This window comes from Pedobacter sp. GW821-FHT01D05, from assembly GCF_059422505.1.
Window position 1 is genome coordinate 674,303 of the sequence record NZ_JBWKXA010000002.1, and the last position, 16,138, is coordinate 690,440.

The following is a 16,138-nucleotide window of genomic DNA, read 5'->3' on the forward strand; positions in this document are numbered from 1 at the left end:
TAACAACAAACTAATTTTATGATGAAAAAAAATACAAATTTAACTGGGAGCAGGCTCAGGCTTAAAGATTGTGCTTTTAAGGCTATCGCTTTTACTTTAGCTTTAAGCAGCAGTTTTTATGCAACAGCTAATGCTTCAGCGATTAATATAAGCAGTTCGGTTTCAGTTAATCAAGCTAAAGCTGATATTGTGATACGCGGTATCATTAAAGATGAAACAGGTGCACCGTTGCCAGGGGCAGGTGTTAAAGTAAAAGGCAGCTCTATCAGTGCAGCTGCTGATGTAAATGGAGCTTTTACCATTACGGTTCCTGATCAAAATACCGTTCTTATTATTACTTACGTGGGTTACGATACCCAGGAAATTACAGTAGGTACCCAAACGGTACTCGATATTCGTTTAAAAGAAACCGCAGGTGCTAATTTGCAAGAGGTGGCAATTGTGGGTTTCGGTACGCAGAAAAAAGAAAGTTTGGTTGGTGCGCAATCTTCGGTTAAAGCTTCTGAGTTAAGACAACCAGTATCTAGTATGAGTCAGTTATTGGCTGGTCGTATACCAGGTGTAGTAAACGTATCGAGAAATGGTGAGCCAGGTGCTACTGGATCTGATATTTTTATTCGTGGTGTATCATCGCTAACTGCGAATGATAGGGGTCCGTTGGTAATTATTGATGGTGTTCCAAACCGTAACCTGAACGATATCAGTGTTTACGATGTAGAAAACTTCACCGTTTTAAAAGATGCAGCTGCAACTGCTGTATATGGTATTCGTGGTGCAAACGGCGTAATCTTAATCAATACCAAACAAGGTAAAATCGGCGCCCCTCGTATCAATGTTGAATATTACGAAGGCATTAGCCGTTTCACTAAAAAGCCCGATTTGATTGATGGGGTAGATTATATGAACTTAGCCAACGAAGCTAAATATTCTGATTATTTAAGAGCTGGTGCTGCAGGAGCTTTTACACCAGCTTATTCTATCGATGCCATTCAAAAAACACAAGCGGGTACAGATCCAATCCTTTATCCAAATGTAGATTGGTTTGATGCTATTTATAGGGATTTTGGTAGAAACAGATCCGTTACCGCCAATTTATCGGGTGGTGTAAGTAATGCAAAATACTATGTTTCATTAGGTTATTATGGCGAAAATGGTTTATTCAAAACAGATGAAGCTGTAAATGATGCCGCTAAACAGAATTTTGAACGCTATAATGTAAGTGCCAATTTAAACTGGGATATTACCGGGACCACCAAGTTGGATTTAGGTATTAAGGGTATTTTAGCGCAAACCAGTTATCCAAGTAACTTATTGGCTCAAGATATTTTTAACCAGGCTTTTTTAATCAACCCAACTTCTTTCCCGGTTTTATATCCGAATGGAAGTTTGCCAGGTATCAGCCCGCAGGCCGATCAACGTAACCCTTATGGTGATGTAACCAGAAATGGATACAGAGTAGGATACAGCACCCAGCTTTATTCTAACATTCGTTTAACCCAGGATTTGAAAGAAATTACACCGGGCTTATCAGCCACAACCATGTTCTCTTTTGATGTGAACACCAATAGCTCGGTGAACAGAACAAGAAGAGAAAGTTTGTATAGAATTAACCCAAGCGATCCATATATCGTACCTGGAAACCCAGCTTCGGGTTACAAATACGGGTTAATCCTTCAAGGTCAGGAATTCTTAAACTATGGTATTGGTAATGGTGGTGATAAAAAAATATACTTAGAAGCTGCTATTAATTACAACCGTACCTTTGGTAAACATGCCGTAACGGGTTTATTGTTGTATAATCAAAACGATAATACTACGCCATTCGCTGGTAACTTAACGCTTTCTCTACCTTATCGTTTACAAGGTATTGCCAGTCGTGCAACTTACGCCTATGATGATAAGTACTTCTTCGAGGCAAACGTAGGTTATAATGGTTCTGAAAACTTTGCACCAGATAAGCGCTACGGGTTTTTCCCGGCATTTGGTGTGGGGTGGCTATTGTCAAACGAAAAATTCTTTGAGCCATTAAAAAATGCCATTCAAATGGTTAAATTCCGCTATTCTGATGGTATTGTAGGTAGTGGTGGTAGTGGCGGAAACTACGTACAGAACGAAAGTGATCGTTTCTATTATTTAACCAAGGTTGGTGGTTCTCCTAGTTATACTTTTGGTCAGAACGGAAACATTACGCCAGGTAACAGTACAACTACAGGTGGCTTGGGTGTCACAGCTTATGGGGTAGATGTAACCTGGGCAGAAACGCGTAAACAGGATTTAGGTTTCGAGCTGAAAACATTGAACAATAACTTATCATTAATCGTCGATTTCTTTCAGGAACGTAGAAAAAATCAGTTCATTTCCAGAGGAACAGTGCCAAATTATATTGGCTTGGCTAACACGCCAATTGGTAACTTGGGTATCGTAGAAAATAAAGGTATCGATGGAACCATTCAATATGATGCTCAATTGGGTAAAGATTGGTCGCTTAATTTGAGAGCGAACGTTACTTTCAACAAAGATAAAGTAATCGAAAACGATCAGGCTCCACAGGCTTACCCTTGGATGGAACAGCGTGGATTTAACGTTTTGGCTTCCACTCGTGTAGGTTATATTGCTGAAAAATTATTTGATAGCCAGGCAGAGATTAATGCAAGTGCAACTCAATTTGGTACTTTAATGCCAGGTGACATCAAATACAAGGATTTAAATGGTGACGGAAAAATCGACTCTTTCGATAGAACAATCATTGGTAGGGGAGATCTTCCTAGCACAACTTATGGTTTCGGCTTCTCATTAACCTATAAAAATTTCGATTTTGGATTATTCTTCCAAGGTCAGGATAATGCAGATATCATTTTAGGTATTCCATCATTCGCAAACTCTGGCGGTTTGGGTAACATGTTAGCCGTTGCTGCAGACCGTTGGACACCAACCAACCCACGTCAGGATGCAGTTTATCCGCGTTTATCTTACGGTGGAACAAACAATAACAACTATCAGGCAAGTACCTGGTGGCTTCGCGACATCAGTTTCTTAAGATTGAAAAATGCTGATTTTGGATATACTTTAAAAGAGGGCATCAAAAAATTAGGTATCAAACGTCTCAGAATTTATGGAATGGGTTACAACGTATTTACCATTAGCAAATTTAAACTTTGGGATCCTGAGCTTAACACAAATAATGGTACCCGTTACCCTTTAACCTCTAACTATTCTTTAGGTCTAACAGCTAATTTCTAAAATTAAAAGAATGAAAAAAACACTTATATATACAGTTGGTGCATTGCTGCTAGTAGGCAATTATGGCTGTAAGAAATTTTTGAATCAAGTACCTGACGACAGGTTAACCTTTGAGCAACTATACCAAAGGAAGAACACTGTAGATCAGGCCTTAGCCAATGTTTATTCTACTTTGCCAGAACAAAATCAAGATCGTTCGGCAAGTGCAGCAGGCAATATTGGTCCATGGACTGCCGCTTCTGATGAGGCAGATTACACGTTGCCAAACTTTACCGAAAACGTAAACACAGGTGCCTGGGATGCAACCAGCGCACAGGTAAATTATCACTGGCAAAACTATTACCGCGGTATTCAGGCAGCCAGTACTTTTATGGCAAACGTTACCAGATGTACAGATTGTAATATTGGCGGTATAGATATTGTTAACCGTTACTTTAACGAAGCAAGAGCTTTAAGAGCAATTTATTACTATCATTTAATCAGACAATATGGTCCGGTAGTTTTATTGGGTAATGATCCAATTCAGTCTGATGCACCGCTTGAGGCAATCAGTAAACCACGTAACTCGATGGATGAATGTGTTGATTATGTAGTAAGTGAGCTTACTGCTGCGGCTGCTGGTCTTCCAGCTACGCCACAGGCAAACGAAGATTTTGGTCACATCACGGCATCAGTTGCAGATGCATACAAAATTAAAACGTTGTTAACTGCCGCCCGCCCATTATTTAATGGGAATGCTGATTACGCTGGTTTGAGAAATCCAGATGGAAAACAATTAATTAACCAAACATACAGCGCTGCAAAATGGACTAGATTAGCCACTGCTGCAAAAGCATTTTTAGATAACCCAAATTATTCTAGCTATGCGCTTTATAACGTTTCAGCAACGCCATCTGGCTTACCAAACACGGCATTCAACAGGGCTTTTATCGCTACAAGAGATGTGTTTTTAAACGGTTGGAATTCTGAAATCATCTTCGGTAGAGGTGGCGACGTAACATTTTATCAATATTCTTTGGCACCCAATCATAATGGTGCTTCCGGTGGAGATAAAGGCGGTTCTTTTTTATCACCATCTCAACAGTTGGTTGATGCATTTTTTACCGCGAATGGCCTACCTATAGAAAGTGACCCAACTTACACTGCCAATGGAACCTCTAGTTATCAAGCACCAGATCCCAATGATCAAAATACACCAAGAGCGATAAGCAATATGTTTGTAAACCGTGAGCCTCGTTTTTACTCGAGCATTACTTACAGCGGTCGTAAATGGATTAATCCGCAATCAAATATCATTACCGATTTCACCAATAGTGGTAATGCAGGTAAAGGCGCAATTGCGAATAACGATTATACCAAAACGGGTTATACTTCAAGAAAACACTTAACCGTTGCAGGTTGGACAACAGGAAGACCAATTTTTACTGTAATCAGGTTAGCCGAAATCTACCTGGATTATATCGAAGCTTTACAGGAAACAAATCCATCAGATCCTGATATTTTGATTTACCTGAATAGAATTCGTACCAGAGCTGGTATTGCCCCTTATGGCAGTGGTGCTGGTGCAATTGCCATTCCCGCAAACATGAGAGAAGCCATCCGCAGAGAAAGACGCGTTGAACTTGCTTTCGAGTTAGACCGTTATTTTTACACCAGAGAGTGGAAAATTGCCGAAACAACTGATACGCAAATCAGAGGTTTAAATATCACGCAAAACGCACCGGCATTTTTTACGCCTGTGGTTGTAGAAAACAGGGTTTTCCAAAAGAAACACTATTTGTGGCCGATACCAAATGGCGAAATTCAAAAAGTTCCTGTAATTGTACAAAATACAGGCTGGTAAAATGCATAGCACCGGGTGTTTCACCCGGTGCTTTTTTTAAACAATTAATACTAGCGCTATGAAAAATATTTTACCGTTATCAGCAATTGTACTATTTGCTGTGTTAGCTTGCAACAGTAAAAAAGCACCATTAGAAACCGTAAAGCCAGCGCCTCCGTTCGTAGAAAGCGTAGATCCGCCAGATGCACCACCTAAAACATGGAAGGAGCATTGGTTTGAACATGTTCAATTGTTAAACCGTATTTATTACGATACCAGCGTAGTGGTTTATTACGACGGCGATGTTAAACCAACTGTTGCCTGGCCAAAAACATATATGGCCGAAGCCTGGAACTATACAAAAAAAACTTATGGTAAATTCGGAGATGATAGCCGCTTATTTGTAATTTATCATGCAGGTAAATATAGTGGGGGGCACCCGGGTACTTATCTGGATGCAGGTCACGATTATAGAAACGTAACCGATTGCGGCGCTAGTAGCCTTGATGCCTGGACCACTGGCATTGATAATGACATTGATTTATCTACGCATGAAATTGGCCACATTGTAGAAGGCGCATCAAAAGGGGTAAAAGAATCGCCGGCTTTCGATATCTGGCATGATAGTAAGTGGATGGAGATTTATCAATACGATGTGTATTTAGGCTTAAATAGAACCGCTGATGCACAACGTTGGTACAATAAAATGATGACCGTTACCGACAGTTATCCTAAGGCAGGAACACAATGGTTCAAGAATTGGTTTCTTCCAATTTATGAAAACTACGGTAAAGCAAAGGTTTTAAATGGTTTCTTTACCTTGTTGTCTCAACAATTTCCTAAACAACAACTCACTGTACAAGGTAAAAGCTATCAACAATATACCAGAAAAATGAATTTCGGTGAATTTATTCACTTTTGGAGCGGGGCAGCGAAAGCAGATTTGGCACCACTTGCATTAACAGCTTTTGGATCGAAAGACGAAAAAGGAGCAGACTGGGTGCCAATGCTGGCCAAAGCTAAAATCGATTTTCCAGCTATTACTTATTAAATTACAATATAATAAACCCATAGAAATGATTTTGCCAACAGCAAGATCATTTCTACTTTTCAAAACCCACACAAAAAATCATGATTAAGAAGTTATTATTTCTCGCATTTATATCTTTTATAGGTGCAAATACTTTTGCTCAGAATAGAGAAAGAGAATACAAAATTACCATTAACGATAAAGACAGTGCTACCAATGCTATCGTAGATGCCAAACTTAAGGCAGCTTTTTTTCAGGTCTATCCAAAATTTGCCCAGGCAGATGGATACCGTACCAAAAGAAGTGTAGTGTTAGACCTGGTAACAGAAGAAACGCCAACAATAAAAGCCAAAGCAGGAGAAATTAAGGTAAACAGCGGGTGGGTAAAAGGTAAATCGCAAGCTAAAATCGAAAAAGAATTATTTGATGCACTTGCAAAAAACTGGGTTTCTTATAGCAAAGAAAAACACAAAGGTTACGAATTAACCTTTATCAGCAAAGATCCTAATTTAGATCCAACGGTAAGAAAAAAGTTAATTGCTACTTATTTCGAAATCTATCCAACCTTAGTTAAAACATTTAACGATAAATCCACACACGATGTACTTTTTGTGGTAGATACAGCATACAAAGCGGTTGCAGAAGCAAGCGGAAACAGAATTTTATTTAGTGCCGGTTACATGAAAGCACATCCAACCGATATCGATGTGGTAACACACGAAACCATGCATATTGTGCAGGGATATGGCTATAGTGCCGGCCCGGTTTGGCTAACCGAAGGTATTGCCGATTATGTACGCTATAAATATGGTGTTGATAATGTAGGCTCGAAATGGAGTTTGCCAGACTATAATGCAAAACAGAGCTATAAAAATAGTTATCGCATTACCGCCAGGTTTTTTGCCTGGTTGGAGCAAAATGTTAAACCAGGCTTAATTGCTACTTTAGATCAACAGTTAAGGGCACATCAATACAACGAACAGTCTTGGGCAGCCCTAACCGGAAAAACTGTCGACCAGCTTTGGGAAGATTACGGTAAAGAACAGCAAAAGGTAAGCCTTACTTATAGCAGCAAAAAATAAGAAATTTATCTAGATGGAAAGGTCGTCATCTCGATCCGATAGCTATCGGATGAAACGCAGTGAAATGTTCCAAAGCAACTCCTTTGGAGGAGCGATCCATCCAGCAAAATTTTTCAACCCTGGTGCACTTCGCTCGAAATGACGACACGCTGTTTTGTAAAAATAATCATCACTAAAGTAAAATTTTTGATCATTTACTAAATCGTTTTACATATTATATTTATTTTGCAGAACTAAACATGCTAACCAAAGTAAAATCCATTCACCAATACCAATATAAACAGATGAAAAAAATATTTACTTTTTCGATTTTCGTAATGCTTGTTATGGCTTTTTCAGCTCATTTAAAAGCACAGGACATAACAAAGAAGAGTGGTTATGCCTTATCGTTCGAGAGCAATTTTAAGGAATTAGATCCTCAATTGAAAAAGCGCTTAATCAAAACTTTTTTCGAAGTTTACCCAAAACTAGCAAAAGAGTATAATCCAGCCACCATAAAAGAAGTGAAATTTTTTGTAGATACGGCTTACAAAGGGGTAGCGGCAACTGCTGATGGTAAAGTAACCTTCAGTTCGATCTGGATGGTGAAACATCCTGAAGATATTGATGTCGTAACCCACGAAGTAATGCACATTGTACAAGACTATGGCCGAAGCGTTGGCCCGGGCTGGTTAACAGAAGGTATTGCCGATTATGCCCGCTATAAATTCGGGGTCGATAATGCCGGTGCTAAATGGTCGTTACCAGCTTTAAAGCCAGATCATAGCTATAAAAATAGTTATCGCATTACTGCAGGTTTTTTTGCCTGGATGGAGAAAAGTGTGAAACCAGGCATTATTAAAACCGTTGATGCTTCTTTAAGAGATCATACTTATACCAAAGATATCTGGACAAAATTAACGGGTAAAGATTTAGATGCACTTTGGGCAGATTACGTTAAAAATTCGGAAGTTTAAAATAAATACAAGCATATAAAACACAAACACAACAAATGAAAAGATTATTTATCGCTTTATTGAGTGTTGCGGCGTCAACCAGTTTCGCGCAAACAATAGGCAAAATTACAGATCCGGTAGATTGGATAAACCCTTTAATGGGAACAGCATCCAAGCCATCACTATCTAACGGAAACACCTACCCAGCAATTGGTTTGCCCTGGGGAATGAACATGTGGACGCCACAGACTGGTAAAAACGGCGATGGATGGGCTTATGTTTACGATGCCGACAAAATCCGTGGCTTTAAACAAACACATCAGCCTTCGCCCTGGATGAACGATTACGGCGCTTTTGCGCTTATGCCCGTTACAGGTAAATTAAAATTCACAGATGATGACCGCGCAAGCTGGTTCAGCCATAAAGCAGAGGTTTCTAAACCATATTATTACAGCGTTTATTTGGCAGATGCTGATGTAACCACCGAAATTACCCCAACAGAACGTGCTGCACAGTTTAGGTTTACTTTTCCTAAAACAGATAGTGCTTATGTGGTCGTAGATGCACAGAATAAAGGCTCGTACATTAAAATTATTCCGGCAGAAAGGAAAATTATTGGTTATACCACTAAATATGCCCGTGGCCCACTGCCTAAAAATTTCAAAAATTATTTTGTCATCTATTTCAACAAAGATTTCAAGTTGGCCAAAACCTGGGATGATAAAAAACTTAATGATAAAGATTTAGAATTAACGGTAGATCATGCTGGCGCTGTTATTGGTTTCGCCACACAAAAAGGAGAGCAGGTAATTGCAAAAGTGGCCTCTTCATTTATCAGCTTTGAACAGGCTGATTTAAACCTAAAAAGAGAATTAGCCAACGATGGTTTCGACGCTACGAAAGCAAAAGGTAGAGCAACCTGGAACAAAACCTTAAGTAAAATTGCGGTTGAAGGAGGTACTATAGATCAGACGCGTACTTTCTATTCGGCAATGTACCGCACGTTGTTTTTTCCCAATAAATTATACGAGATTGATGCACAAAACCAGATTGTACACTGGAGTCCTTACAACGGACAGGTTTTGCCAGGATATATGTTCGCTGGAACGGGTTTCTGGGATACTTTTAGGGCATTATATCCTTTCTTAAACCTGGTTTATCCTTCAATTAATAAGGAAATGCAGCAAGGCTTAATCAACGATTACAAAGAAGGCGGTTGGCTGCCAGAGTGGAGCAGTCCGGGTTACGCAAATATTATGGTGGGTAACAACTCTGCTTCGGTAGTTTCTGATGCTTATATTAAGGGCATGCGTGGTTACGACATCGAAACGTTATGGCAGGCCTTAAAACATGGCGCAAACAATGAAGGACCTATGGAAGCTGTTGGCCGTGATGGTGTTAAATATTACAACGAATTGGGTTATGTGCCTTTCGATGTGAAAAAGAATGAAAATGCAGCTAAAACTTTAGAGTATTCTTATGATGATTTTACCATTTACCAATTGGGAAGAGCTTTGGGTAAACCAGCATCAGAGATCGATATTTATAAGAAAAGAGCCATGAACTACAAGAATCTTTTCGATCCGGCTTCGGGTTTAATGCGTGGCAAAAATCAGGATGGAACTTTCCAAAGCCCGTTCAGCCCATTTAAATGGGGCGGTGCATTTACCGAAGGTAATAGCTGGCACTATACCTGGTCGGTTTTTCAGGATGTTGACGGTTTAGCTAAATTGATGGGTGGCCATAGTAAATTTGTAACTAAACTGGATTCAGTTTTCTCGATGCCTCCCGTATTTGATGAAAGCGCTTACGGTGGTGTAATTCACGAAATCCGCGAAATGCAGATTGCAAACATGGGCCAATATGCACATGGTAACCAACCGATCCAGCACATGATTTACCTCTATAACTACGGTGGTGCGCCTTATAAAACACAATACTGGGTAAGAGAAACCATGAACAGAATGTATAAAGCCACTCCCGATGGATATTGTGGTGACGAAGATAACGGACAAACTTCTGCCTGGTATGTTTTCTCTGCAATGGGCTTCTATCCGGTAACACCAGCGGTTGATCAGTATGTTTTAGGTGCTCCTTTGTTTAAAAAGGTAACCATTACTTTAGAAAGTGGTAAAACTGTGGTGATTAATGCGGCAGCCAATAGCGATAACAACCGTTATGTTCAGTCGTTACAAATGAACGGTAAACCATATTCTAAAAACTGGATCAGCCACAGTGGTTTGCAAAAAGGTGCGGTGTTAAATTTCAATATGACAGCAATGCCGAATAAAACCAGAGGTTCAAACCCAGCTGATTTCCCTTATTCATTATCAACAGAAAAATAGAGAAAATAATTATCCATCGGGTAAAGCAATTTATCCGATGGATTTTAAACGAAATATCTAGCTTTAGGCTAAAACTAACAAACCAAGTATATGAACATCTCAAAGACGGGTTTTACAGCCATTTTCTGGCTTTGCGGAACCCTGTTGGCATTTGGCCAGCGTATTGATCTCAAAGATCTTTCAGCCTTTAAAAATCCTTCAAATTCATGGTCACTCGCCCAAAATGTGGTGGCCGACCTAAACGCCGAAAATGTTTTAAAAACAACCAAAGGTGAAGGGATATTAATTAATCAATCTACCGCAAAAAAAGCGGGTTCGGATTTATATACCGTAAACGAGTATGGCGACGTAGCTATAGAATTAGATTATTTAACCGCAAAAGGAACAAATTCTGGTATTTATCTTCAAGGTAATTACGAAATTCAGATAGACGATGCATGGGGACTGAAAAACCCAAGCTCATCAAACAATGGTGGTATTTATCAACGTTGGGACGATAGCAAACCCGAAGCCGAAAAAGGGTTTGGAGGTGTTGCTCCCCGTCAGAATGCAAGTAAAGCACCAGGTTTATGGCAGCACATTAAAATTATCTTCCAGGCACCAAAATTTGATGCATCAGGAAAGAAAACGCAAAATGCTAAAATCATCAGTGCCGAACTAAACGGTGTACTGATTCACGAAAATGTTGAGCTATTTGGTGCAACCAGAGGAGCTGCAGGAGCTGAGAAAGCAAAAGGACCTTTACGTTTACAGGGCGATCATGGTTCGGTAGCGTTCAGAAATATCCAGATTGACGAACTTTCAGAAATTCCAAAACCCAACCAAAACGGTGGGGCAGATCCAATTTACATTGAAGCGGCAAGCAACAACATGATCAGAAGTTTTGTTGATGTTGCGCCAAGGGTACGTTCGGTACATGCTATTTCGGTAGGCGGACCAGAAAAAGTTGCTTATAGCTACGATTTAGATAATGGTACATTATTACAGGGATGGCATGGCAATTTTATCGATGCTACCCCAATGTGGGATGGCCGTGGAAATGGTACTTCACGTGCTTTGGGCAGTGTTACCCGTTTTACTAAAAAGCCAATTTTAGCCATTTCAAAATTAGCGAACGATCAGGATAAATGGATTGCTGATACAGCTGGTACTGGTTTCAGAACTAAAGGGTATGTAATGGATAAACAAGACCGTCCGGAGTTTAAGTACATCATTAATGGAACAAATGTTACCGATGCGGTTAAGGTGATGGAAAATGGACAAGGTTTAACGAGAGAGATTGCTGTTGATAAAGCATCAAAAGACCTATATTTCCTATTGGCAACTGCTTCTAATGTCGAAGAAGTAGCTAAAGGTTTATACCTGATTGATGATAAATCTTACTATATACAACTTGCTGAAGGAACTGCTAAACCAGTAATCAGAGAAGTTGATGGCAAAAAAGAAGTTATCGTAGCTATTGGAACTAAGTTAAATTATACCATTTTGTTTTAATTGGAATGACAATGAGAAATACATTTAAAAAATTAGCAATACTGGCATTAAGTTTTAGCTTTACTACAGTTTTTGCACAAGAAACACCGAAAGAAGAAGATTTTTTCAGGATAAATAAAGTACGCGTACCCGAAGGCCCTATTTTAGAAGTTGGTGGTCTGATTACTTTGCCAAATGGTGATTTGGGCATTTCTACCCGTAGGGGAGAAGTGTACATTGTAGAAAACCCTACAAGTGCCAAGCCTTACTGGCGCAGATTTGCTTATGGCTTGCACGAAATTTTGGGCATTGCCTATAAAAATGGTGCATTATATGTGGCACAGCGCGGCGAGTTGACCAAATTGGTTGATAAGGACCAGGATGGCAAAGCCGATGTATACGAAACCATTTATGCATGGCCTTTAAGCGGTCATTACCACGAATATAGTTTTGGGCCAAAGTTAATGCCCGATGGTACTTTTATGGTTACCGGAAACGTGGCCTTTGGCGATGAAGAATGGTGGAGAGCAGAAAGCCGTGTGCCGATGCGTGGTTGGGCCATGAACATTACCGAAGATGGTAAAATGAGCCCTTATGCTGCGGGTTTCCGTTCGCCAGCGGGTATTGGTAGTATTGATGGACAGTTTTATTATACCGAAAATCAAGGCGACTGGGTAGGTTCTGGTGGTTTATGGAAAGTAAATAAAGGCGATTTTATGGGGCATCCGGCCAGTTTAAGATGGACCAACTTACCTAACTCTCCGGTTAAACTGCAGTCAGATTTCTTTTACTCGCAAATAGACGAACGCAGAACCAAAAACGAACAAGGAAGATACATTAAACCAGAGAATAGGGTAAACGAAACATTCAAAACCTTATTCGAAATGAAGAAAGTATTCCCTGAATTACGTTTGCCATCAGTTTGGTTGCCTTATGGTATTTTGGGGATCTCTTCTGCAGAACCTGTTAAAATTCCTGCAAACACGTTTGGCCCGTTCGCTGGTCAGATTTTAGTTGGCGATCAGGGAATGAGTATTATTTCGAGGATTTTTATGGAGACGGTGAAAGGTGAGGAACAAGGCGCTGCTTTCCTTTTCCGTAAGGGTTTCCGTTCAGGAGTATTAAGGTTAGAATGGGGTACAGATGGTTCGTTGTTTGTTGGAGAAACCAACCGTGGCTGGGGATCGGCAGGTGATGCCAACGAAGGTTTAGAAAGACTGGTGTACAACAATAAAACCCCTTTCGAAATGAAAGCTGTTAGGGCAATGCCTGATGGTTTTGAAGTGGAGTTTACCATGCCTGTTGATCGTAAATCGGCAGAAGATCTAGCTTCATATGATGCAGAAAGCTTTATTTACAAATATCACCCGGTGTATGGTTCGCCACCTGTAAACACCGAGAAATTAAAAATCTCTGGCGTTAAAGTTTCGGCAGATGGATTAAAAGCCAGGATTATTGTACAAAACCTTCGTCAATATTATATCCATACCTTAACATTAGATGGTTTAAGATCGCAAGATGGTTTTTACTCTTTAGTTCATCCGGTAGCTTATTACACCTTGAACCAGATTCCTGATGGAAATAAACTTTCTGCCAGCGAAGTGAGTACTAAAAACTCAGCGGCACCGGTAAATGTTCCTGCTAAGAAAACAGCTGCACCAAAGGCAACAACTGGAAAAGCACCTGGAGCAAAAGGAGCGGCTACTCCAGCTAAGCCTACAACTACGGCTAAAGCACCTACCTTTAAAGAAGTAGAGGGTTTATTAACAAAAAATACTTGTCTGGCCTGCCACAATCAAACCAAAAGACAAATTGGCCCGCCATTCGTTGAAATTGCAAAACGTAAGTATTCAGCAGAGAAAATATTTCAGTTGATCCACAACCCACAACCACAAAACTGGCCGGGTTACTCAACTGAAATGCCTCCAATGCCGCAAGTAACCAAAGCAGAAGCTTTAAAAATTGCAGGATGGATAAATTCTTTAAATAAATAAGTGAGTTTAAATGTTAGGAAACGGTTGGTAGAAATACCAGCCGTTTTTTTGTTATAAAAGAAATGGGGATTCCACTATTGCAGAATCCCCATCATCTAAATTAACGCTCTCATATACATAAACGATGTAAATAAGATTTATTGTATTGTGAATGAAATTTTTTCGCTTTGATTTGTATAGGGTAGTTCTGTTGTTGCGGGTCGTCGTCATTTCGATCCGATAGCTATCGGATGAAGCATAGCGAAATGGAGAAATCTTCAAGTTAGCCCGTCACCCTGAATTTATTTCAGGGTCTATTAAATGAAAAGATCCTTCGACTACGCTCAGGATGACATAATTCATGAGAAAAAGAAATGGGGATTCCACTATTGCAGAATCCCCATCATCTAAATTAACGCTCTCATATACATAAACGCTATAAAAACGATTTATTGCATCAGCCGTAATTTTTTTTTCGTTTTTGCGATGTTTATCATTTAAACCTATTTTTACCTTATGGCTACTACAGATAAAACCCAACAAAATGCAGAAAAATTGGCGGCTGCCCTGGCTGCAGTAAAATTTGTTAAAGATGGCGATGTAGTAGGCCTGGGTACGGGATCTACCACAACCTTTGCCATTAAGGAATTAGGTAAACGTGTAAAAGATGGACTTAAGATAAAGGCTGCTGCAAGTTCCATCCGAACGGAAGAACTCGCAAAATCTCTTGGCATCGAAATTCTTGATCTTGGGCGTTTAAGCAAAATTGACATCAGTATCGATGGGGCCGACGAATTTACAGAATCACTCGATCTGATTAAAGGTGGGGGCGGCGCACTGTTTAGAGAAAAAATAATCGCTTCACTGAGTAAAAATGCCATCATCATTACCGATGCTTCGAAAAAAGTTAAAAAGCTGGGTGCTTTTACTGTTCCTGTTGAGGTAATTCCATTGGCCTATCAATATGTGTCGGATCAGATTCATGAACTCGGTGGCAAGGGTATATTGAGGTCTGTAGATAACAAAACATTTATTACCGATAATGGTAACCTGATTATAGACGCCGATTTTGGCCTCATCGATGATCCTGCAAAACTATCTTCTGATCTCAATCAGATTAACGGATTATTGGCCCATGGCTTATTCATTAACATCACTTCAAAAGTAATCATGAGTGAAGGAACGGATATTATCATTTTCGAATGATAGTTGGTTTGCTGGTTCATTAGTCATTGGTTTATTTGTCATTAGTTCATATCCCAATACCTCATTTCAAACTGAAGAGCTTGGTTGGATTGGCGGTGTGAAGCAATCTTTTAATGGTTCATTAGTCATTGGTTTATTTGTGTCCCTCATTTCGTCATTGCTAAGAGGAATGACGATACAGCCTAATAATTGAGGTTATTTCTCTTAATGACCTTAATCTCTTAATAGTGAGCAATATTAACCATTAAGGAGTCAAGGGAATTAAGTTCAATTCCGTGTTATTTGTGTTTCCGTGGCAAAACTGACATTTTCACCGATAAATCCTCCCAACCTTAAATTCTCATAATTTTTTCACCGACAGTTTTATTTCACTCACCGATAAAATATCACAACTAAGGGAAAAGCCGTTCTCCAGCATTGGTATTCGTGATACATTTGAATCATAAAAACAAACAGTCATGGAAAATTTAATCAAAAAAAATCACGCAGATAAACAATTTGGTTTAGGTGTTTTAATCATAGCAATCGGTTCGGTGTTCTTGTTAAGAAACTCAGGGATAGATGTTCCACACTGGATATTGAAATGGCACACCATCATGTTAGGTGTAGGTTTGTGGATGGGTTACCGTAAAAACTTCCAGGGCAGCAGCTGGTTAGCATTAACGATAATAGGTGGCTTATTTACCCTTAAAGCGATAAGCATTTTTGATTTCGATCTGTCAAGAATCAGCACAGCTTTAATATTAATCGGATTAGGACTGTATGTAATTCTAAAACCTAAAAAAGTGCAAAACTTCGATCAGTATTTTGAAAAGAAACCAGTTGATTTTACTGATAAAGAAAGCTAAAATTCTTAACTCCATCATATATTTTAAAAAGGGACATTTTTTAACAATGCCCCTTTTTTTATTTGAAACAAATGTGCCTAGAAATGCAAGATAGATTATTTAGCTATTTAATCGTCATTTCGATCCGATAGCTATCGGATGAAGTGAAGCGGAACGGAGAAATCTGTTCAAAAGATCCTTCGAC

10 protein-coding genes are annotated in these 16,138 nt (G+C 39.5%); all 10 read left to right on the forward strand.

Features of this window, described 5'->3' with window-relative positions:
• Positions 1 to 18: 18 nt before the first annotated feature.
• The 10 genes from AC07VK_RS11040 (at position 19) to AC07VK_RS11085 (ending at position 15,954) form a co-directional block, all read left to right on the forward strand.
• Positions 19 to 3,240 carry a SusC/RagA family TonB-linked outer membrane protein gene (locus tag AC07VK_RS11040; RefSeq protein WP_492960428.1) on the forward strand — a complete coding sequence of 1,074 codons (3,222 nt, stop codon included), beginning with the start codon at positions 19 to 21 and terminating at the stop codon, positions 3,238 to 3,240.
• 10 nt (positions 3,241 to 3,250) lie between these two features.
• Entirely contained in the window at positions 3,251 to 5,083 is a 1,833-nt protein-coding gene (locus AC07VK_RS11045) for a RagB/SusD family nutrient uptake outer membrane protein (RefSeq protein ID WP_492960430.1), read from the forward strand.
• A gap of 58 nt (positions 5,084 to 5,141) precedes the next feature.
• Positions 5,142 to 6,113, forward strand: coding sequence for a hypothetical protein (locus tag AC07VK_RS11050; protein ID WP_492960432.1), 972 nt, complete (start codon positions 5,142 to 5,144; stop codon positions 6,111 to 6,113).
• Positions 6,114 to 6,193: 80 nt separating this feature from the next.
• Positions 6,194 to 7,174, forward strand: coding sequence for a basic secretory protein-like protein (locus tag AC07VK_RS11055; RefSeq protein ID WP_492960434.1), 981 nt, complete (start codon positions 6,194 to 6,196; stop codon positions 7,172 to 7,174).
• Between the two features lie 284 nt (positions 7,175 to 7,458).
• The gene (locus AC07VK_RS11060; protein WP_492960436.1) at positions 7,459 to 8,130 is read left to right on the forward strand and encodes a basic secretory protein-like protein; all 672 of its coding nucleotides are present in this window, start codon (positions 7,459 to 7,461) and stop codon (positions 8,128 to 8,130) included.
• Between the two features lie 35 nt (positions 8,131 to 8,165).
• Positions 8,166 to 10,454, forward strand: coding sequence for a GH92 family glycosyl hydrolase (locus AC07VK_RS11065; RefSeq protein ID WP_492960438.1), 2,289 nt, complete (start codon positions 8,166 to 8,168; stop codon positions 10,452 to 10,454).
• Between the two features lie 90 nt (positions 10,455 to 10,544).
• Positions 10,545 to 11,948 carry a 3-keto-disaccharide hydrolase gene (locus AC07VK_RS11070; RefSeq protein WP_492953949.1) on the forward strand — a complete coding sequence of 468 codons (1,404 nt, stop codon included), beginning with the start codon at positions 10,545 to 10,547 and terminating at the stop codon, positions 11,946 to 11,948.
• A gap of 11 nt (positions 11,949 to 11,959) precedes the next feature.
• Complete coding sequence (locus AC07VK_RS11075) at positions 11,960 to 13,921, forward strand: hypothetical protein (protein ID WP_492960440.1); 1,962 nt, start codon at positions 11,960 to 11,962, stop codon at positions 13,919 to 13,921.
• A gap of 495 nt (positions 13,922 to 14,416) precedes the next feature.
• Positions 14,417 to 15,106, forward strand: a complete 690-nt coding sequence (gene rpiA, locus AC07VK_RS11080; RefSeq protein WP_492960441.1) for a ribose-5-phosphate isomerase RpiA — start codon at positions 14,417 to 14,419, stop codon at positions 15,104 to 15,106.
• 458 nt (positions 15,107 to 15,564) lie between these two features.
• Positions 15,565 to 15,954, forward strand: coding sequence for a LiaF transmembrane domain-containing protein (locus AC07VK_RS11085; protein ID WP_131031106.1), 390 nt, complete (start codon positions 15,565 to 15,567; stop codon positions 15,952 to 15,954).
• The last annotated feature ends 184 nt before the right edge of the window (positions 15,955 to 16,138 follow it).